This is a genomic window from Rhodococcus sp. NPDC004095 (assembly GCF_053604015.1).
This window is the reverse complement of sequence record NZ_JBSGGS010000023.1, coordinates 32,362-52,202: the sequence shown is the minus strand read 5'-3', so window position 1 is coordinate 52,202 and position 19,841 is coordinate 32,362. Positions and strand designations below refer to the sequence as shown.

Annotated in this window: 20 protein-coding genes; 1 reads left to right on the top strand and 19 read right to left on the bottom strand. The window is 67.7% G+C overall.

All coding sequences use genetic code 11. The features are described from left to right. The 10 genes from ACWEPG_RS27460 to ACWEPG_RS27415 form a co-directional block, all read right to left on the bottom strand. Window positions 1-1,167, bottom strand: a complete 1,167-nt coding sequence (locus tag ACWEPG_RS27460; RefSeq protein ID WP_450136511.1) for an ABC transporter ATP-binding protein — start codon at window positions 1,165-1,167, stop codon at window positions 1-3. A 34-nt stretch (window positions 1,168-1,201) separates the two neighbouring features. Beyond that, entirely contained in the window at window positions 1,202-2,209 is a 1,008-nt protein-coding gene (locus ACWEPG_RS27455; RefSeq protein ID WP_452595793.1) for an acyl-CoA dehydrogenase family protein, read from the bottom strand. 185 nt (window positions 2,210-2,394) lie between these two features. Continuing rightward, a complete protein-coding gene (locus tag ACWEPG_RS27450; RefSeq protein ID WP_452595792.1) occupies window positions 2,395-2,691 on the bottom strand; it encodes a hypothetical protein in 297 nt (98 codons plus the stop codon). 53 nt (window positions 2,692-2,744) lie between these two features. Further along, complete coding sequence (locus ACWEPG_RS27445; protein WP_450116058.1) at window positions 2,745-3,806, bottom strand: ABC transporter substrate-binding protein; 1,062 nt, start codon at window positions 3,804-3,806, stop codon at window positions 2,745-2,747. A 36-nt stretch (window positions 3,807-3,842) separates the two neighbouring features. Further along, window positions 3,843-5,087: an acyl-CoA dehydrogenase family protein gene (locus tag ACWEPG_RS27440; RefSeq protein WP_450116057.1), complete on the bottom strand. Its 1,245-nt coding sequence runs from the start codon at window positions 5,085-5,087 to the stop codon at window positions 3,843-3,845. A 48-nt stretch (window positions 5,088-5,135) separates the two neighbouring features. Continuing rightward, window positions 5,136-6,311 carry an amidohydrolase family protein gene (locus tag ACWEPG_RS27435; protein WP_452595791.1) on the bottom strand — a complete coding sequence of 392 codons (1,176 nt, stop codon included), beginning with the start codon at window positions 6,309-6,311 and terminating at the stop codon, window positions 5,136-5,138. 199 nt (window positions 6,312-6,510) lie between these two features. Continuing rightward, window positions 6,511-7,728 carry a CaiB/BaiF CoA transferase family protein gene (locus tag ACWEPG_RS27430; RefSeq protein WP_450116055.1) on the bottom strand — a complete coding sequence of 406 codons (1,218 nt, stop codon included), beginning with the start codon at window positions 7,726-7,728 and terminating at the stop codon, window positions 6,511-6,513. Between the two features lie 50 nt (window positions 7,729-7,778). Beyond that, the gene (locus ACWEPG_RS27425) at window positions 7,779-8,555 is read right to left on the bottom strand and encodes an SDR family NAD(P)-dependent oxidoreductase (RefSeq protein WP_450136505.1); all 777 of its coding nucleotides are present in this window, start codon (window positions 8,553-8,555) and stop codon (window positions 7,779-7,781) included. A 118-nt stretch (window positions 8,556-8,673) separates the two neighbouring features. Next, on the bottom strand, window positions 8,674-9,465 hold the full coding sequence (locus ACWEPG_RS27420) for a FadR/GntR family transcriptional regulator (RefSeq protein ID WP_450116053.1): 792 nt from the start codon (window positions 9,463-9,465) through the stop codon (window positions 8,674-8,676). A 135-nt stretch (window positions 9,466-9,600) separates the two neighbouring features. Then, complete coding sequence (locus tag ACWEPG_RS27415) at window positions 9,601-10,377, bottom strand: SDR family NAD(P)-dependent oxidoreductase (RefSeq protein ID WP_450116052.1); 777 nt, start codon at window positions 10,375-10,377, stop codon at window positions 9,601-9,603. Between the two features lie 212 nt (window positions 10,378-10,589). Here ACWEPG_RS27415 and ACWEPG_RS27410 point away from each other — a divergent pair, with 212 nt between their 5' ends. Next, window positions 10,590-11,303 (top strand): SDR family oxidoreductase, encoded by a 714-nt coding sequence (locus ACWEPG_RS27410; RefSeq protein ID WP_450116051.1) that lies wholly within the window; start codon window positions 10,590-10,592, stop codon window positions 11,301-11,303. 89 nt (window positions 11,304-11,392) lie between these two features. Here the strand turns inward: ACWEPG_RS27410 and ACWEPG_RS27405 are convergent, their stop codons facing one another. From ACWEPG_RS27405 to ACWEPG_RS27365, 9 genes are read right to left on the bottom strand one after another with little or no spacing between them, the layout of a single operon-like run. Next, window positions 11,393-12,496 (bottom strand): phosphotransferase family protein, encoded by a 1,104-nt coding sequence (locus ACWEPG_RS27405; RefSeq protein ID WP_452595789.1) that lies wholly within the window; start codon window positions 12,494-12,496, stop codon window positions 11,393-11,395. Continuing rightward, on the bottom strand, window positions 12,496-13,785 hold the full coding sequence (locus ACWEPG_RS27400; RefSeq protein WP_452595788.1) for an acyl-CoA dehydrogenase family protein: 1,290 nt from the start codon (window positions 13,783-13,785) through the stop codon (window positions 12,496-12,498). Before ACWEPG_RS27400 ends, ACWEPG_RS27405 begins: the two co-directional genes overlap by 1 nt. Window positions 13,786-13,828: 43 nt before the next feature. Beyond that, on the bottom strand, window positions 13,829-14,971 hold the full coding sequence (locus ACWEPG_RS27395; RefSeq protein ID WP_452595787.1) for a thiolase family protein: 1,143 nt from the start codon (window positions 14,969-14,971) through the stop codon (window positions 13,829-13,831). Continuing rightward, window positions 14,968-15,402: a Zn-ribbon domain-containing OB-fold protein gene (locus ACWEPG_RS27390; protein WP_452595786.1), complete on the bottom strand. Its 435-nt coding sequence runs from the start codon at window positions 15,400-15,402 to the stop codon at window positions 14,968-14,970. The genes ACWEPG_RS27395 and ACWEPG_RS27390 overlap by 4 nt, the downstream gene beginning before the upstream one ends. Beyond that, window positions 15,399-15,875 carry a Zn-ribbon domain-containing OB-fold protein gene (locus tag ACWEPG_RS27385; protein WP_452595785.1) on the bottom strand — a complete coding sequence of 159 codons (477 nt, stop codon included), beginning with the start codon at window positions 15,873-15,875 and terminating at the stop codon, window positions 15,399-15,401. The genes ACWEPG_RS27390 and ACWEPG_RS27385 overlap by 4 nt, the downstream gene beginning before the upstream one ends. After that, entirely contained in the window at window positions 15,872-17,062 is a 1,191-nt protein-coding gene (locus ACWEPG_RS27380) for a thiolase C-terminal domain-containing protein (protein WP_378483546.1), read from the bottom strand. Before ACWEPG_RS27380 ends, ACWEPG_RS27385 begins: the two co-directional genes overlap by 4 nt. Window positions 17,063-17,092: 30 nt before the next feature. Next, window positions 17,093-17,866 carry an SDR family NAD(P)-dependent oxidoreductase gene (locus tag ACWEPG_RS27375; RefSeq protein ID WP_378483547.1) on the bottom strand — a complete coding sequence of 258 codons (774 nt, stop codon included), beginning with the start codon at window positions 17,864-17,866 and terminating at the stop codon, window positions 17,093-17,095. A gap of 14 nt (window positions 17,867-17,880) precedes the next feature. After that, on the bottom strand, window positions 17,881-18,711 hold the full coding sequence (locus ACWEPG_RS27370; RefSeq protein ID WP_378483548.1) for a mycofactocin-coupled SDR family oxidoreductase: 831 nt from the start codon (window positions 18,709-18,711) through the stop codon (window positions 17,881-17,883). A 36-nt stretch (window positions 18,712-18,747) separates the two neighbouring features. Beyond that, window positions 18,748-19,815: an ABC transporter substrate-binding protein gene (locus ACWEPG_RS27365; RefSeq protein ID WP_452595784.1), complete on the bottom strand. Its 1,068-nt coding sequence runs from the start codon at window positions 19,813-19,815 to the stop codon at window positions 18,748-18,750. Between the last annotated feature and the right edge of the window lie 26 nt (window positions 19,816-19,841).

Here is a 19,841-nt window from a genome sequence, read left to right as displayed (position 1 = left end):
TCACCCCACCAGCGCCGTGAGGACCGCGGACTGCTCGGTGGAGAGCATGCGTCCGTCGCTGCCGAACATCCGTCCGTCGGTGGCGTCGAACGCGAGGATCATCCGGTCGCCGCGTTCGACGGTCCGCGGCGCGCGGGACCGGTCGTACGTCGAGATCCGGGCGTGCAGTTCGCGCCGTCGCGAGTCCCGTGCCGTGGAGGAGAGCATCACATCCAGGTGCAGACCGCCGAATTCCACGTCGTCGACGTTCACGGCGATGCCGGCCTCGCCGGCGCGCAGGTCGCTCGCGTCGCCGATCAGCCGCACCTTCTCGGGACGCAGTCGCAGGACGAAGTCTCGGGTGCCCGCGGCCGCCCGCGGCTCGGCGCCGATGAGCTCGGTGCCGAGGGCGTACCAGTGCCCATCGACGTACTCGCACGACAGCCGGTTCGACATGCCGGTGAACCCGGCGACGTACTCGTCGACCGGCTCCTCGAACACCTCACGGGGAGTTCCGATCTGGACGATCTGGCCGGCGTTCATGATGGCCATGCGGGTGCCGAGCGCGAGCGCTTCGCTCTGGTCGTGCGTAACGAAGACCGCGGTGAACGGATTGCGCTGGTGCAGGTCGTGCAGCTCGGCGCGCACCTGGTCGCGCAGTCGCGCGTCGAGGTTGCTCAGCGGTTCGTCGAACAGCACCAGATCGGGGCGTGCGACGAGGCCGCGGGCGAGGGCCACGCGTTGCTGCTGTCCTCCCGACAGTTCGGCGGGCAGTCGGTCGAGGAGGCGCTCGCAGTCGACGAGGGCTGCGGTCTCCTCGACGCGTCCACCACGCAGTTCGTCGGTCATCTTGCGGGACTTGAGGGGGTAGGCGATGTTCTTGCGGACGCTCATGTGCGGCCACAGCGCGTACGACTGGAACACCATGCCGATGAACCGCTTGTCCGGAGTCAGGTTCAGACCTCGGTCGGCGTCGAACACCACCTGGTCGCCCAGGGAGATGGTGCCGCCGACGGGCTGTTCCAGACCGGCGAGGCACCGGAGGGTCGTCGTCTTGCCACAGCCGCTGGGGCCGAGCAGGACGAGGAACTCTCCGTCCTCGATCTCGAGGTCGAGGTGGTCCACGGCGACGGTGGGCGGTTTGCCGTCGAAGTTCTTGAGGAGCTGACGAACGGATACGTGGGACACGGGAACTCGCTTTCTGACCGGGCTGGGTCGGGTGCTACGACGAGAGGGCGGACGCAGGGATGGGCACGGCGTCCGCGTGCGCGCACGTGTGCGCACCGGTGGCCAGTTCGTAGAGGCGTTGCGCGTGTTCGTCGCCGCTGCCCCACAGCACCGCGTTCGTCAGGGCGCGACGGTAGTAGCGGTGAGCGGTGTGCTCCCAGGTGAATCCGATGCCGCCGTGAATCTGGACGGTGTCAGCGGTGGTTCGGGACGCGGCGTCCCCGCACGCGATCGCGGAGATCGCGGCGGCTTCCGCGAGCTCGTGATCGGTGCCTTCCTCGACCGCCCACACGGCGTGAGCGACAGCTGACGTGGCGAGCTCGATTGCGACGGCGGCTTCGGCCAACCGGTGTTTGACGGCCTGAAAGCCACCGATCGCCCGTCCGAACTGGACGCGGCTGCCCGCGTAGGCGACCGCGTCGTCGAGGGCGCGTCGAGCGACCCCGAGGCTGTCGCAGGCCAGCGCGACGAGGGCGCGGTCCTGGAGACGACGAACCGACGGGTGGGGATCCAGCAGCGCGGCGGATGCGCCGTTCGCGGTGACCGTCGACAGCACGCGGGTGCCGTCGGTTGCGGTCATCCGCGTCCGGGACAGCGCCTCGGCGGCCACGGCGTACAGCCCGGTGGTGCCGTCCTCGGCCTGTGCGAACACGAGCACGACGTCGGCGATGTCCGCGTCCACGACGAAGGACGCCGATCCCGTGAGTGTGGCCCCTTCGGTGGCATTCGTTACCCGGAATGCATTGTCGTCGCGAGAAACCGGGACCACGGCGGCCGCGATCAGTTCACCTGAGGCGATGCGTGCCAGGAAGTCGTCGACAGTGGCGGAGGCAGGCGCGTCGATCAGGGCGGTCGTCGAGACGACCGCGGAAAGGTACGGCACGCGTGACAGCTCGGCACCGAGGACGGTGAGCACCGCGGACACGTCCTGGAAGGACGCACCGAGACCGCCCCGGTCCTCGGGCACCGACAGGGCACCGATGCCGACTTCGCGAGCGAGCAACGACCACAGGGCGTGATCAAACGGTCCGTCCCGATCGATTCGCTCCGATCGTCCGTCGGCGGGGTCGAGACGGTGGACAGCCGACTGGACCGTGGACACGAGCATTTCGGTGTCTGCGCGTTCGGTGGTTGTCGTGCCGAGAATCATGGTGCAGGCCTTTCTGCGATCGTCGAGGCGGCCGGGCGTCAGTCCGAGGCGGGGAGCGGGCGGGGCGCTGCCAGCTCGAGGTCGACGCCGTCGACGGTGAGCGGGCCCGGGCCGGCGGTCACGCACAGCACCTCGACGCCGGCGCCCGAGTACCGCTTGCCGAGGACGAGGGGTGCACCGTCTGTGGACGCCTGCGCTTCCGCCGCGCCAGTGGCACCGCCGGAACCCATCGGTACGCCCGCGCAGTGCAGGGGGCCGTTCACGGCATCCCCGACCTTGACGACGATCACCTCGACATCGGACACCGAGCACTTCAAGCGTTCGCCGACATTCATGGGTTGTCCTTTCCGAATCCGGTCCGCAATGGGCCGGAGTTGTTTGTGGTCTTCTACTGGCTCGCGCCGAACATGCGCTCGAACTCGCTGCGGAAGGCGACGGTGTCGTCCGCGGAGACGGCACGGCTGCTCGTCCAGATGTTGTCGGCCGACGTGGTTGCGGTCGGAATGTCCGGCAGCACCGCTCCGGCGCGGTTGGCGACGGCGTTCTGGCCGGCCTTCGTGACGAGGAAGTTGGCGAACAGTTGAGCGGCGTTGGGGTGCGGCGCCTTCGCCACGACGCCCGTCAGGAACGGGGCGCCGAACACCGGCGATGCCAGACCGAAGTCGACGGGCGCCCCCTTCTCCTTCTCGGCCGTCAGCGGAAGCGTGTATGCGGCGGCGGCGATTTCGCCGGAGGTCAGTGCCTGGGCGATGGCCTGTGCGCCCGTGTAGGTGCGGGGCCGCTGCGCGGCGAGCTTCTCTACGTAGTCCGGGGACACGGTCTCGTTCAGGTAGCCGTAGAAGTCGACGATCGCGGCCGAGATGGGCAGGATCACGCCGATCTTCCCGCCCGCGAGGTCGGGAGTGAGCAGGTCCTTGTACCCGGACAGGCCGGCGGGGACCCGGTCGGTGTTCCACGCGTAGGTGAGGACCGCCGCGGACGAGGTGAAGATCGTGTCGTCCTGGACGAACTTGGCGGCATCGAACTCGGGAGCGGAGAACGCCGGACCCGTCACCGGCACGAAGTAGTTCTGGGTGAGGCGTTCGTCCACCCATGGCCGTGCAGCGGACGCGACGACGTCGGCCACCTGATTGCCCGTCGTCTCCTCCGCGGCCAGCTTGGTCTGCAGGTTCGCATCGTTGTCTCGCACGATGTCGACCTTGATGCCGTACGCGGATTCGAAGGCGGTGGCGGCGGTCTGGAGGTTGTCGGTGGCCTGCCCCGAGTAGTAGGTGACCGAACCCTCCTCCTTGGCCTTGTCGATCACCTCCTGCCAGGAAGTGTCCCCACTGGGACCGAGATCGCCGGCCGAGACCTCCACTGTTTCGCCGGAACCGCATGCGGCGGTCGCGAACGTGACTGCGGCGACGCCGAGGCCGGCGAGAACGCGCCGGAAAGTCGTGACTCTCATTGTGCGGGCCTTTCTGAAATCGATTGGGGGATTGGGTCACCGCTGGGCATCGGCTTGTGCGGCACGGGCCTCGCGCCAGGTGAGGCCGCGATCCGAGCGATGCTCGGGCGGCAGGCCGAGGACCCGCTCGGCGATGATGTTGCGTTGGATCTGGTCGGTGCCGCCCGCGATGCTGTAGCCGGGTGCTCCGAGCACGTGGGCGTTCCACGAGAACGTTCCGGGGGCACCGGTGTCGGCGATCAGGTCGCGGCCGAGGATCGCTCGAGCCGCGGCGGACACGGCGGTGAGCTTGTCCACCCACTGGACCTTGCGGATCGAACCCATCGCACTCGGCGCCGCGCCCCCGTCGCGGGACTGCCGATCGAGGAGGGTGTCGACTCGGGCGAGCATCTGTCGCAGGTACACCTGCGCCATCAGCTCGCGCACCCGCGGATCGTGATCTCGCCCGAGATCCTGTGCAGTGGAGACCAGTTGGGTGAACTGTCCGCCGATGCTGCTGCTGTCCGAGCCACCCTCGCGTTCGAAGGCGAGGGTCGTCAGCGCGACACCCCACCCCTTGCCGACCTCGCCGAGGCGGAGACGGTCGGGGATGCGAACCCCGTCGAGGAACACCTCGTTGAAACTGGTGCCACCCGACATCTGACGGATCGGCCGCACCGTGACCCCGGGAGCGTCGAGCGGAACCATGAACGCGGTGAGGCCGGCGTGCTTCGGCTGGTCGGGGTCGGTGCGGGCGATCAGCTCACCCCAACCGGCGAACTGGGCACCGGACGTCCACACCTTCTGCCCGGTGATCACCCAGTCGTCGCCGTCGCGGAGGGCGCGGGTCGCGACGTTGGCGAGGTCGGAACCAGCATCCGGCTCGGAGAAGAGCTGGCAGGCGAGGAGCTCGCCGTGCAGCATGTGCGGAAGGAACTCGTCCTTCTGTTCCGGGGTGCCCAGCAGGTTGATGGTGGGAGCCACGAGATGCATGGTGACCGCGAACAACTCGTGTGGGCGCAGCGGGCAGAGTTCGTTCTCGAGGCGGACGAACGTCTCGGTGTATGCCGAGTCGAGTCCGGCGCCGCCGACCTCCACCGGCCAGTCGAGTGCCGCGTAGCCGGCATCGAACTTGGCGCGCTGCCACGTTCGGTGCTGGTCGAGGAGTTGCTGCTCCTCCTCGAAGTCCATGTCGTGGAAGACCGCGACATCGTGGGGGTCGTCGACCCGGTCGAGGCCGAGGCGAGCGGCGGTGGCGAGAATCCACTCGCGTGCCTCGGCTTCGAAGGCGGGAAGGGACATCGTTCCTCCGGGGGCTGGTGGTGGCGAAGGTGCGGCGGGCGCGGAGCCTCAGTCGGCCAGGTTGTAGAGCTTTGCGGCGTTGTCGTGCAGAATCTTTCGCGCATCTGCTTCGCTCAGGTGGCCGAAGTTCTTGCGCAGGTAGTCGTCGGGGCGCTGTGCGTCGGAGGCGGGGCCGGGCGACATCGACGTCGGGTGCGGGTAGTCCGTCTCGTAAAGCACGTTGTCGGCGCCGATCTGATCGATGGCACTGAGCGCGGACGCCTGCTCGAACCAGAAGCATCCGTAGATCTGCCGCTTGAAGTACTCGCTGGGCAGCAGTTCGTAGTTCGGGTGCTCCTTGTGCACGCCGCTGTTGCGCCACTGCCAGTCCATGCCCTCGAGGGCGAACGGCATCCAGCCGATCCCGGACTCGACGGACACGAATTTGAGGTCGGGGAAGCGGTCGCAGATGCCACCGAAGATGAGTTGCGACAGGGTGCGGGCATTGTCCATGAAGAACGAGATGCCCATCATGCCGTAGTTCGCCGCGACCCCGTTGCTCTCGTGCCCGAATCCACTGAGATCGACTTCACCGGAAGCGATGTGGAAGTTGATCGGCAGCTTCTTCTCCTGCGCGGACGCCCACAGCCGGTCCCAGTAGGGGTCGGTGAGCATGGGGAGGCCGAAGGCGGCAGGGTTCTGTGTGAAGACGAGGCCCTTGTGTCCGGCGGCGGCGACGCGTTCGACCTCGGAAAGGGTGGCCTCCATGTCCCAGAACGGGAGGATGCCGACGGGGATGTAGCGGCCGGGCGCGAAGTCGGCCCACTCGGTGAGGTAGTCGTTGTACGCCTTGATGCACTCGATCTGGAGTTCGTTGTCGCCGTTGGACTGCAGTGTCTTCGAGCTGAACACGGCGACGTTCGGGTACAGGACTTGTGCGTGGATGCCGTACTCGTCCATGAGGGTCAGGCGCTTGGCAGGATCCCAGGACCGCGGGTCGGCGTCGGCGAACCGGGGCGGGCAGTTCGGCGGGTATTCGTGCCAGCCGGCCATGGCCGGGGAGCCGACCGCGCTCATGCGGGTTCCCGACACGAACCAGGCCTCGTCGCCACGCTGGTCGTCCCAGCGGACGTGGGGGACGAGGTCGCCCCACTTCTTGGTCGAGATCCGGGAGGTCCACAGGTCCGGGGGTTCGACGACGTGGGTGTCGGTGTCGATGATCTTGATGTCGCGAAGGTCGTACACGTTTCCTCCTGAAGTGAGGGTCGGTGGTTGGACGGATGCGCCTGGAGCGGGGCCTCGCGGGCGAAAGCTCTAATATTCGAATATTAGAGGGATTTAGCTCACATTGGAAGGCCTGTTGAGATTTCCGTCACTACCAAGGGGGGTGTGATCCGGTGAACGTGGGGCCGCCGGGGTTTGCGGGCGGGAGCGGGTCAGTTGCTCACTTGACCGCGCCCGAGACCTTGAGCGCGAAGATCTCGTCCCAGCTCAGGCCCTGTTCGAGCAGTACCTCCTCGGTGTGCTCGCCGTGACCGGGTGCGGGGGTGAGAATCGGGGTCGCACTGTCGAACTGGACCGGCGCGGTCACGAGGTTCAAGGAGCGGCCGTTCGGATACTCGACCGGGCAGACGTAGCCGTTCTCGACGGCCTGCGGATCGGTCACCACGTCGCCCGGCCTCCGGAAGACGTCCCACTGGCCCTCCTGTTTGCCGAGGATGTCCACCCATTCGCTCAGTGGACGGGCCTGGAAGGTCGAGGTCAGTTCGGCCGCGCACTCGCGCGAGTTCTCGGCGCGGGAGTCGAATGTCGAGAACCGTGCATCGTCGACGAGGTCTGCGCGTCCGATCGCCTCGCAGAGGCCCGGCCAGTACTTGTCGCTCTGGAGCAAGGCCAGGTGGATGTACCGGTTGTCGCTCGTGCGGTAGATGTTCGACACGGGGTTGACCGGGATGTCGCGATTCGGGTACGGCAGCTCGGCCTCTCCGATCAGCTGTGCGCCCACGATCGTCGGCTGCATCGCCCACGCGCCGACCGAGAACAGTGATGCGTCGACGACGGTGCCCTCGCCGGTGCGTTCGCGGTGCAGGAGGCCCGCGGCGACGCCACCGGCCAGGGCCATGCCGCTCTGGACGTCGCCGAATCCGGGGCCGGGCATGTTCGCGGGCCAGTCGAGGTCGTCGGGCGCGATCGAGCCGGCGGCGCCGGAGCGTGCCCAGTATGTGATGCCATCGAATCCGCCCTTCTCGCGCTCCGGACCCTCGGGGCCCTGGGCGGTCCCGCGGGCGTAGACGATGCGGGGGTTGCGAGCGGTGACGTGCTCGACGTCGATGCCGAGCTTCTGACGGGCGTCGGGAAGAAAATTCGTCATGAAGACGTCGGCCTCGTCGATCATCTTCATGAGCAGTTCCCGGCCGTCGGGGTGCGCGAGATCGATTGCGACGCCGCGCTTGCCGCGGTTCGAGACCTCCCACAACCCGGACATGCCGTCGACCTGTCCGGGTACGCCCCAGGCCGCTGTGGTTCGCATCGGGTCGCCGAACGACGCGTGCTCGACCTTGATCACCTGGGCGCCCCAGTCGGACAGGATTGCGGCGGCGGAGGGGACGAACGCGTACAGCGCGACCTCCACCACCTTGATTCCGTTCATTACCTTGGTCATTGGAAGCCTCCGTGTGAATGAGGGTGGAGTGGAGAGTGGTCGGTCGTCGCTCAGTAGAGCGATTCACCGCCGTCGACGACCATGTTGGTTCCGGTCACGAAGGCGGATCCGGGGGAAAGGAGGAACAGTGCGGCTTCGGCCATGTCGGCGGGTGTACCGGCGCGGCCCATCGGGACGGTGGCGGCGCGTTCGTCGAACAGTGAATTGCGTTCCTGGGAAAGCGGTGTCGCGGTGATGCCGGGCGAGAGTGCATTCACGCGGACCCCGGTCGCCGCCAGTTCGTAGGCCGCAGCGCGGACGAGTTGGTTGACTCCCGCCTTGGATGCCGCGTACGGCGCGACGCCGACGCGCGCTCCGAGGGCGCGGATGGAGGAGGTGACCACGATCGAGCGATTGGCGTCCGGTGTGGTCACCATCCGGCGAGCGGCGGCCTGGACGCACAGGAACGTCCCGGTGAGATTCAGGTCGATCGTGCGCCGCCAGTCATCGAGCGTCAGATCCAGGAACGAGGCGACGGATCCGCTTCCCGCATTGGCGACGAGGCCGTTGAGGATCGGGAACTCCTCGGCGACATGTGCGAACAGCTCGTGGACCGAGTCGGGATTGCTCACGTCCGATGCCACCGTCAGGATGCGCTGTCCCGCATCTGCTTTCGTGCGAAGGAGCTCGGCTGCGTCTGCGAGGACCTCGGCGCGGCGGGCGGCGAGGGCGACGTTGGCGCCGGCCTCGACGAGTCGTGCGGCGATGCCGTGGCCGATGCCTTCGCTCGCGCCCGTGACGAGGATGTTTTGTCCGAGGAGGGGGTGAGGGGTGGAACTGATGGTCATGGTCGCTCCAAAGGATATTAATATTCGTATATTTTGGAGGGCAGGCGTCGGCGAGGTTTCGGGCCGGAGTCACTGCGGTGTGGGACTGCGGTCCGTTGGCCGGGACCGCAGTCGTCACTCACTTCCAGTCGACGCGGTCCTGCAGGATGGAAGGGTGGTCGCCGAGCGTCATCGCGACCGACTCGCGCATGTGCGCCACCGCGAGCTCGCGCGCCTTGTCTGCGTCGCCCGCGCGGATCGCGTCGCCGATTTCGGCGTGTGCGTCCGCGAACACCGTGCGCTCCTGGTCGCTCCACTCACTCGGGTGGGCACCGATCGCGCGATCCGAAAAGAGGTGCGCCAGTGCGGAACCGACGAGGGCAAGGATGTAGTTTCCGGCCATCTGCCGCAGGTGGTCATGGAAGCCGACGGTGGTCTCGATGAACTCGCGGTGTGATTCGACGTCGTGGTCGTGAGCATCGAGAGGCTCGAGTACCTCCGGGTCGGTGATCTCGCCGCTCGCCACCCGTTCGGCCGCGAGCGCCGCGGTCAGACCCTCCATCTGGATGACGGCCTCGACGACCTCGGCGAGTCGGATGTCGTTGACCTGGAGGTACATCGACATGGTGTCACCGAAGGCGGCGCCGGTCGGCTCAGCCACGCTGGGTCCGCCCCCGAGTCCCTGGCGGACGGTGACGAGGCCCTGTGCCTCGAGAAGTCGGAGCCCTTCGCGCACGGATGCGCGACCGACCCCGAAGTTGTTGGCCATCTCCTGCTCCGAGGGCAGTGCAGCGCCGGGCTCCAGTCGATCGTCGGCGATGGTCTTCGCCACGAGTCGGGCGACCGTGCGGGACACCTTCTCCCCCCGGGTGGCCGCGATCGCTCGCCGAACCGCCAGGTTCCTGATCGGGTCGCCCCCCGGCTTAACCATCTCGTCCCTCGTTCTCACTCGTTGCACAGGTCACCACGCATCCGGGTCCGGGGACACGTTATGCGAATCCCCAAGTCTAGTGGGTGAGGCGTGGCGTATTCGCCGAACTCACCCCGGTCTGATCGGTGTCGTTCGTCAGCGACCCATCGCGGTTCGCCCCCCGTCCACGGGGAGGAGCACCCCGGTCGTGTAGCTGGACGCCGGACCCGCCAGGTAGAGCGCGGTGCCGACGATCTCCTCGGGGCGTCCCACGCGTCGTGCGGGTAGGTGAGCCATTTCGCCGGCGACTACCTCCGGGTCCCAGGACGCGGCGATGTCGGTGTCGAATGCACCGGGGAGGATGGCGTTGACCCGCACCGACGGTCCGTACTCCTGGGCGAAACCCATCGTCATGATCTCGAGCGCCGACTTGGCGGCGGCGTACGGAAGTTCGCTTGCCATGGGCCGTTTGGTGGCGATGGAGCTGACGTTGATGATCGAGCCTCCGCCAGCCGCGGCCATTCGCGGCGCGATCACCGACATGAGTCGGAAAGCGCCCTTGGCATTGACGTCGAAGACCTTGTCGTACAAGGCCTCGGTCACCTCGGGGAGGCTCGGGTACACGGGTGCGATGCCGGCATTGTTGACGAGGATGTCGATCCGTCCGAACTCGGCCTGGACGAGGTCGGCGAGTTCCTCCTGGGCGTTCCACTCACCCATGTGGCACGCGAAGCCGACTGCGCGACGCCCGGTGGCTGCTTCGATTTCCTTGGCGGTGGCCTCGCAGGCATCGAGCTTGCGGCTGACGATCGCAACGTCTGCCCCGGCGTGGGCGAAGGCCACTGCCATCTGGCGGCCGAGGCCTCGGCTTCCTCCGGTGATCAAAGCGACCTTGCCGGCGAGCGGTGTCGTGTCGAGGTTCTGATCCGACATGGTGTCTCCGATTTCTCCGCGTGGCGCCGGCCCCAGCGGGGCGGCTGCGCACTGTGGTCTCTTGTGGCCGCGAACCAAGTCGGTGGTGTCACTCTCATTCGGATGCTCTCGTGACATGCGCCACATCGACCTGTACCGTAGAACCTACCAACTACACGAAATATTGCAATGTTTTCTTTCCGTCAATTTGGCTACAGCTCCGAGAGGACCGCATGACCACCTCGCTGCCCTACACCGCCATCGTCACCGGAGGGACCGGTGGCCTCGGCTCCGCCGTCACGGAACACCTGCTCGACCGTGGCTGGCACCTCGTCGTCCCGTGGTGCGTGGAAGGCGAACTCGACCGGGTCCCAGAACATCCCGACCTCGAGCTGATCCGCGCCGACCTGTCCACCCAGGAAGGCGTCGACGCCGTCGTCGACCTCGCCACAAAGGACGAGGAACGCCCCCTGTTCGGCATCGTCAACCTCGTCGGAGGTTTCGTCTCGGGGCAGCGGGTGCACGAGACCCCGATCGAGGTGCTCGACGCCCAGTTGTCGATCAACCTGCGCATCGCCTACGGGGTGGTCCAGGCCGCGCTGCCGCACCTGATTCGCAGCGGCGGCGGCTCCGTCGTGTGCATCGGCTCGGCGGCCGCGGTCCGCCCGTTCCCCGGCGCCGCGACGTACATCGCCTCCAAGGCGGCCGTCGCTGCTCTCGTCGAGGCGCTTGCGGTCGAGTATTCCGGCGACAACATCCGCGTGAACGGGCTGCTCCCCACGATGATCGACACCCCGGCCAACCGGGAGGCGATGCCGGAGGCCGATCGGACGAGCTGGGCGCGGCCGTCGGACATCGCCGAAGTTATCGGATTCCTGCTCTCCGACGCCTCCCGCGCGGTGACGGGTGCATCGATTCCTGTGGCCAACACCGCCGGAGCGTGCTGACAACGGTCGCGAAAATGTGAGTTCCCGGGCGGTGGCCCGAAAACGGGGTGTGCGGCGGGACCAGGCCCGCGGCACACCCCGTTCTCGTCTCAGTCGGTGAGGAGCTCCAGCGCACGCCGGGCGAGCGGTGCCACGAGGTCGCCGCGTTCCCCCATCCGCTCGTCGGACGTCTCACCTCGCACGAAGCGTGCGTACAGCTGCTGCAGGATCACCACGGTCTTCCAGCACCCGAACGCCTCGTACCAGGAGATCCGGGACAGGTCGAGAGAACTTCCGGCGGAGTACCGTTCGACGACCTCGGCCCGCGACGGCAGGTCGAGACCGTGCATCCCCGGGACCGCGATGAACGCCGCGGCCGAGTCCGGGTCCACGGTCCGGTCGGGCCAGTAGTTCAGCAGCGTCCCCAGATCGACGAGGACGTCACCGGTGGTGGCCATGTCCCAGTCGAAGACCGACTTCACCCGGTCGGGGTCGTCCGGCGCGAACTGGCAGTTGTCCACCTTGTAGTCGTTGTGCACGATGCCGGCCCGCTGGGAGGTGGGGATCGCGGCACGAATCAGCCTGCCCACCTCGTCGACCACTCGCGCGGCCTCCGCGGACGGCGCGTGCTCGGCGACCGCGTCCCACCGCGACGACCAGCCGCGGACCTGCCGCTCGAGGTAGCCGTCCGGCCGCCCGAGGTCCGACAGTCCGCACGACGCGGGATCGACCGCGTGTAGCTCCGCGAGGCCGTCGATCACCGCCAGCCCGATCCGGCGTCCGGCGTCGGGCAGGTGCGTCATCGACGCCGGAACCGAATCCCACACCACGATTCCGTCGCGGTACTCCGAAACCAGGAACTCCGCACCGATCACCGCTGCGTCCGCGCAGTGCAGCAGGGCCCGCGGTGCGCGGTCGTAGCGTTCGTGCAAACGCGACAGCACCCGGTACTCGCGGCCCATGTCATGTGCGCCCGGCGCGATCTTCCCGAACGGGGGACGACGAACCACCAGGCGACGGTCCCCGAAGCTGACGCGGTAGGTGAGATTGGCTGAGCCACGTGGGAACTGGAGCACCGAGAACTCCCCGTCGAGGCCCTCGACGTTCGCCCGCAGGTGCGTTTCGAGCGAGGCCCAGTCGAGCTCTTCGCCGGCCCGGACCGGGGCGATCTCGTCGACCGGTTCCGTGACTTCGGAGGGAGAGGAGGACGCCATCACCAGGTCCCCTTGGCAGGCAGCCCGAACTTCCGTTCCGCCGCACCGTCGAGGACGGGAAGGTGCACCGTCGGGAACAGGCCCTCGGCGGGCGTGGCGTCTTTGAGCAGCTGCTTTGCGATCTGCTGCTTGTGCAGTTCCGTCGCACCGTCGGCCAGGCCCATGTGGTAGCTCTCCAGCAGCCACTTGCCGAACGGCATCTCGGTGGAGATGCCGAGCGACCCGTGCAGCTGGATGGCCCGCGACACCACACTGTTCAGGACCTTCGGCATCACCATCTTCACCGCGGAGATGTCGGCGATCACCTTCTTGTAGTCCTGCAGGTTGTCGATCTTCCAGGCGGTGCGCAGCACCAGCAGGCGGAACTGCTCGAGCTCCACCCAGGACTCGGCGATCATCTCCTGCACGAGCTGCATGTCGGCCAGGCTCCGCCCGCGAGTGTGTCGTGAGACCGCCCGCTCGAGCATCATGTCCAGCGACGCGCGGACGAGGCCGACGGTGCGCATCGCGTGGTGGATGCGGCCGCCACCGAGGCGGGTCTGGGCGACCTCGAAGCCGTTGCCCTCCTCCCCGAGCAGGTGGTCGACGGGGACGCGGACGTCGGTGTAGCGGATGTACGCGTGTGTGCCCTCGGACTCCGAATGTCCCCACACCCCGACGTTTCGGACGATCTCGATGCCGGGTGTGTCCGTCGGCACGACGAACATCGACGCGCGCCGGGTGCGGGGTGCGTCGGGATCCGTGACGGCCATGACGATGAGGAACGACGAGAACCGGGCGTGCGAGGAGAACCACTTCTCGCCGTTGATGACGTAGTGGTCGCCGTCCCGGACGGCGCGGGTGACGAAGCTGGTCGGGTCGGATCCGCCCTGGGGCTCGGTCATCGAGTAGCACGACATGATGTCGCCGTCGATCAGAGGACCGAGGTAACGGGCCTTCAGCTCGGGTGTGCCGTAGTGTGCGAGGATCTCGGCGTTGCCGGAATCCGGTGCCTGGCAACCGAACACGACCGGTCCGCTGTGAGTGCGACCGAGGATCTCGTTGAGCAGCGCGAGCTTGAGCTGACCGTAGCCCGGCCCGCCGAGGTTCGGGCCGAGGTGGCATGCCCACAACTCCTGCTCACGGACCTTCTCCTGCAGCGGCCTGATCAGCTTGTTGCGCGTGGGATCGGAGACGTCCCACGCGTGTTCGACGATGCGGTCGACGGGCTCGACCTCCTCGGTGACGAACCGGTCGACCCAGTCCAGCTTCTCCTGAAACTGTGGATCGGTTTCGAAATCCCATGCCATTGCGCTCTCCTAGTGGTTCGGGCCTCGATGTGTGCTGCGAGGGTCAGCGGGTCAGGACGGTGCAGGCGCTGATGCCTGGTGCCCCGTACACGTGTGTGAATCCCACCCGCGGATTGCCGGCGACCTGCCGGTCGCCGGCACGGCCGCGCAACTGGACGACGTTCTCGTACACCTGTCGCAGGCCGGTGGCGCCGATCGGCTCGCCGTTGGCGATGCAGCCGCCGTCGGTGTTCACCGGGATGGAACCACCGATCTCCGTTGCGCCGGAGCGGATCAGCGACTCCTGCTCGCCGTGCTTGCACAGCCCCGTCTCGGCCAGGTGCATGATCTCCGCGCCCGCCTCGGTGTCCTGGATCTGCGCGACGTCGACGTCGGTGGGGTCGATGCCCGCGGTCTCGAAGGCGGCGCGCGAGGCGGTGACGGTCGGCCCGTCGGCGCGCTCGGGTGACACCCACGGGCTGAACACCTCGAACGACCCGAACTGGCGTGACCGCAGCGCCGCGGCCTCGACGAACACGGGGGTGTCGGTGTACCGGTGCGCGTGGTCGGCGCGCGCCAGGATCAGCGCGACACCGCCCTCGGCCGGCGAGCAGAACATGTACTGCGTGAGCGGGTCGCTGACCATCGTGGCGCCCGTGATCTCCTCTTCGGACAGCGGTGTTCGCCGCCATGCATGCGGAGCCAGGGCGCCGTTGCGGAACGCCTTCGCCGCGACCGTCGCCAGGAGGCTCTTCGGCAGGTCGTGCTCGACGAGGTAGCGCTGGATCTTCATCGCGAAGAACTGCGTGGTGACCATCATCCCGGTCTCCCCGTACCAGCGCCCCAGTCCGTTGTCCTCGGGGCGCGCGTTGAACGCGCCCCGCGGATGCTTGTCGAACCCGACGACCATGCCGAGATCGCTCTCGCCCGAACGGATCCGGCTGAGAGCCGAGGTGAGGGCACTCCCTCCCGTGGCGCAGCCGTTGGAGACGTTGACGAACGGCAGTCCGGTGAGCCCGAGGTCCGAGACGAGGGTGTCCGCGTTGCCCGCGGAGTCGCTGCCGCCGTAGGCGAACTGGATGTCCTTGAACTCGACTCCGGCGTCGGCCAGCGCCTGCCGGGCCGCATAGGCGCCCTGGTCGCGCCCGCTGACACCGTCGGTGCGCCCGAACCTGTGTATTCCGATGCCGACGATCGCGACCTTCACGACGGCTCTCCTTCCGTGGGTTCGAACGCGAACGTGCGCACCTCGGTACCGTCCTCGTCGATGTGGTTGACGATCGTGGTCAGCCGCAGCGGCATGCCGATGGTGAGGGCGTCGGCATCGGCGACGGTCAGCCGGGACTCGAGGATCACCTCGCCGAGGTCGACGTAGCCGACACCGAACGGCACGAACGGCTCGGTGGTGCGGAACGGAGTCTTCGGTGCGAAGGACTGCACCGTGTACGACCACAGTGTGCCCACCTGCGGGAGCGTGGTGGTGTTCATCGCGGAGCCGCTACAGCGCGGGCACGAGGCCTGCACGGGAAACGTGACCGTGCCGCATCCGGTGCACTTCGCACCCACCAGTGCGGAATCCGGGTCCGCGGACTCGAACAGTGCTGCGTCGACGTGGCGCCAGGTGGGTGTCGTCGTCATGCCGCACCTCCCTCGGTGCCGACCCGCCGCAGTTCTGTCTCGGTGGCGACGCGCCACATCGGGATCACGACCGAGTTGCCCTCGGAGTCCTCACCGAGATCCTCGAAGGAACACACCACCGGGGTCCCGGCGGCGATCGCGGCGCGACCGGGCAGGTTGCCGATCATCCGGACGCCGGCCTCCTCGCCGTCGACGTCGACGACGATCACCGTGTACGGCACCGGGAACAGGGGATGCACCTGATGTTCGACGACTGTGTGCGCGTAGACCGTTCCGGTCCGTGCCACCTGCTGCCAGGCGGGATCGGTGGCGCCGCAGTACACACAGCGTGGCCGGGGCAGGTGAATCCGTCTGCCACACGAGGTGCAGGTCAGCACGGACAGCCTGCCCTGTGCGGCCTCGGCGAAATGTCCGCTGCTGCCACGGTCGACGACGGTCGGACGAAGCCTCTCCACGGAGGCCGGGGCGCTCATGCCGCCACCAGGATCAGTGCGCTGGCGGCCGGCGGGGGAGCCGAGGTCACGAGTGAGACCTGCGCTCCAGGAACCTGACTGGTGGAGGTGCCGCGGATCTGCCGCACTCCCTCCACGACGTGGTTCATCCCGTGGATGTACCCCTCGGACATGTGTCCTCCGCTGGTGTTGATCGGGATCGACCCGCCGAGGTCGATGTGGCCGTCGGCGAGGAAGTCGCCGGTGTCACCGCGCTTGCAGAACCCGTAGTCCTCGATCTGAATGAGCGCGGTGATGGAGTAGCAGTCGTAGATCTGCGCGACGTCGACGTCGGCGGGACCGAGACCGGCGCGCGAGTAGAGGGTGTCCTGGCAGACGCGGGACGGCAGCACGGTGACGTCCTCGCGCATCAGGGTCGGGTACATGATCCCCGGCTGCGGGCGAGGGCACGTGGACATCGCCGCGGACCGGATCAGCGCAGGTGCCTGCGCGAGATCGCGCGCACGTTCGGCAGTCGTGACGACGACGGCTGCGGCGCCGTCTGTCTCGAGGCAGTAGTCGAACAGTCGTAGTGGCGACGAGAGCATCCGCGAGTTCAGGTAGTCGTCGAGGGTCATGGTGCGGTCGTGCATCTGCGCTGCCGGGTTGGCGTTGGCGCGGCGGCGTGCCACCAGTGCGATCTCGGCGAGCTGCTCGGGCTCGAGACCGGTCTGTGTCATGTACCGATCGGCCATCAGCGCGAAGTACTGGCCGGAGGAGAGCAGCCCGTAGGGGCCGAAGAACTCCTCCATCGACTCCTGGCCACCGACCTCGGGCGTGGTGACGGGGGAGAGTCCGAATCGGCGACCGGATCGTCCGTTGAGGGAACGGAACACGACGACGGTGGTTGCCTGGCCGCTCATGATCGCGGCGACGGCCTGCGCGACCATCGCGCACGGACCGGACCCACCCGGACCCGCTTCGCCCCAGTACGTGAGGTTGGGAACGCCGAGTCCGTCGGCGAGGGCGGCACACGACACGAGATCCATGTCGTTTCGGACGATTCCGTCGACGTCGGCGGCGGTGAGTCCGGCGTCGGCGAGGGCGTTCGCCGCCGCCTCGACCGCGAGAGCGGTGACCGACACACCGGAGTCCTTGGAGAATGCGGTGGTGCCGATTCCCGCGATGGCACACGCGTCGCGTTGCCAGGCGATGGTGTCTGAGGGCATGGGGTTCCTTCGATGGTTGTCGACTGGTGGTCAGTGCGCGGTGAGGCCGCCGTCGGCAGCGATCGCCGCACCGGTGATGAAGGAGGCCTCGTCGGAGAGCAGGAATGCGGTCACGGTTGCCATCTCGTCGGGTGCGGCCTTGCGTCCCAGGGGCGTTGCTTCGATCGCGTCGCTGCGGGTGCGGACCTGGATCGTTCCGTGTAGCGCGGCGGTGTTCGCTGCGAGCCCGGTGCTCACGACGCCGGGGCACAGGCAGTTGGCGCGGATGCCCTGTTCGGCATAACCGAGGGCGATCGACCGCGTCAACTGGAGTACGCCGCCCTTGGACGCCTCGTACGCCGGTGTGTTGAAGTTCGGTGCCACGAGGGATGCCACCGATCCCACCGTGACGATCGAGCCGCCGCCGGCCCGGAGAAGGTGCGGGATGGTGGCGCGCAGCGGCAGGAACGTACCCGTCAGGTTGACCCGGATCGCGAGGTCCCAGTCATCGAGGCTCAGCTCGTGGGCGAGTCCGGCGCGCGTGATCCCCGCGCAGGTCACGACGCCGTCGAGCCCGGCCAGTTCCAGTGCCGCGGTGTCCACGGCGGCCGCGACGGACTGCTCGTCCGCGACGTCGCAGTGGACGGCGACGGCGGTTCCACCTGCGGCACGGATGGATTCGGCGATGCTCTCCGCGGCCTCCTTGCGTGCGTCGGTCACCGCGACGGCAGCGCCCTCCCCGGCGATGCGGTGTGCGACGGCCGCACCGATGCCGCTGCCGCCGCCGGTGACGAAGATGCGGCGTCCCGTGAGTCGTGTGGTCATGTCGTTTCCTTTCGTCACTGCAGCAGGAGACCGGCGTCGACCGGGAGCGATGCGCCGGTGATGTAGCGGGATTCGTCGGAGGCGAGGAAGAGGACCGCGTTGCTCATGTCGATCGGCTCCACCCAGCCGACGTCCATCACGTTGCGGGCCTTCGAGCGCTCCCAGAGGTCGTCGGGCCCGGGATTCTCGAGGTCGGGGCCGAACACCGCGAAGGTGGCGTCGTTGTGCAGCATCGGAGTCGCCACGGCGCTGGGGTTGACGGTGTTGACACGAATTCTGTTGCGTCCCAGTTCACCTGCCAGGGTCCGCATCAACCCCATGACGCCGGCCTTGGAGGCGTTGTAGTGCGCGATGTTCGCGGAACCTCGGAACGCCTGAATCGAGCTCGTGATGACGATCGACCCCCCGCGCTGCGCCTCGATCATGGCGGGGACCACTGCTTTGGCGGTGTGGAACACTCCGGTGAGGTTGACGTCGATGACGTCCTGCCACTCGTCTTCGGTGAGTTCCCAGGTGGGTGCGAACCCGACGATGCCCGCGTTGGCGCACACGATGTCGATGTGGCCGAACTCGGACACGGCCGCGGCGACCGCGTCGTTCATCTGCGGCTGGCTGCGCACGTCCGCGACCTGGGCCGTCACGCGCCGCCCGGTGGCGGCCACCAGTTCGACGGTTTCCTTCAGATCGGCTTCCGTCGGCAGCGGGTACCGCACCGACGCGATGTCCGTGCACGCGTCGATCAGGAAGACGTCGGCTCCCTCTTCGGCCAGCCGGACCGCGTGCGACCGGCCCTGTCCGCGTGCAGCACCGGTGACCAGTGCGACCTTTCCCGACACCCGTCCCATTGATGTGTCCTTTCGCGAAGTCGGTGAAGTGTGGAATCAGTTGAAGAGCTGGTTGAAGCGGGTCTTGAGCGCCTCGAGTGCCTCGGGGGTCATCGCCGACGTGTCCTGTGGCGCGACCTTGTCGATCGTGATGACGGCGCTGGCGATGCCGGGCAGGACCGACGCGGCGCGGAACGAGATGGCTTCCTGACCAGCCGGGGTGACCAGGTAGTTGGCGAGCAGTTGCGCGGCGGCGGGATGCGGGGCGTCGGTGAGGACACCCGCGTACATCGGACCGCCCCAGACGGTGTCATCGAAGCCGGACGCGACGGGTGCACCCGCCTCCGCTTCCTTGGTCTGGTCCTGGACGAAGGTGGCTGCGGCGATCTCCCCGGATGCGAGCGCCTGTGCGAGCGGCTGAGCGCCCGGGTAGATGCGCGGCTTCTGCGCGGCGAGCCGTTCCATGTAGTCGGCGCCCCCGACGGCGTCGAGGTAGTTCTCGTAGAGGTCGATGTGCGCCGCCGAGGTGGGTAGGACGGTGCCGATCTTGCCGCCGGCGAGCGCCGGGTCGAGCAGGTCCTCGTATCCGGTCAGGCCGTCGGGAAGGCGGTCGGTGTTCCAGGCGAACGTCCCCACGGATGCGTTCGTCACGAAGTCGTGGCTGGGTCGCAGCAGCGCGGCGGCGTCGTACTCGGATTCCGTCACTGCGGGACCGACAGGGGCAGTGAGCTTCCCGGCGGACCCGAGTTGCTCGCTCCACACAGGGGTGGCCTGCAGTACGACGTCCGCCACCATGTTGCCCGTGGTCAGCTCTGCCCCGATCTTCTGGTGCAGGTTCGCGTCGACGTCGCGGACGACGTCGACGCGAATTCCGTACTCGTTCTGGAATCGGGATGCGAGTTCTGCCAGCTGCTCGTTGGTGTTCGACGAGTAGATCGTGACCTCGCCCTCGGCCTTGGCATCCTCGATCAGTTGCTGCCAAGAGGCGTCGCCGGTCGGTCCGGTCGATCCGATCGAGTCGTTGGCGATTCGCTGGTCCGCGCCGGCGCCGCCACACGCGGTCAACAGCAATACTGTGGCGGTGAGTCCGGCTGCCGCGCTGGCGATTCGTCGAAATGCGCTCACGAAGGCTCCTGTCGGGAATGGCGGCA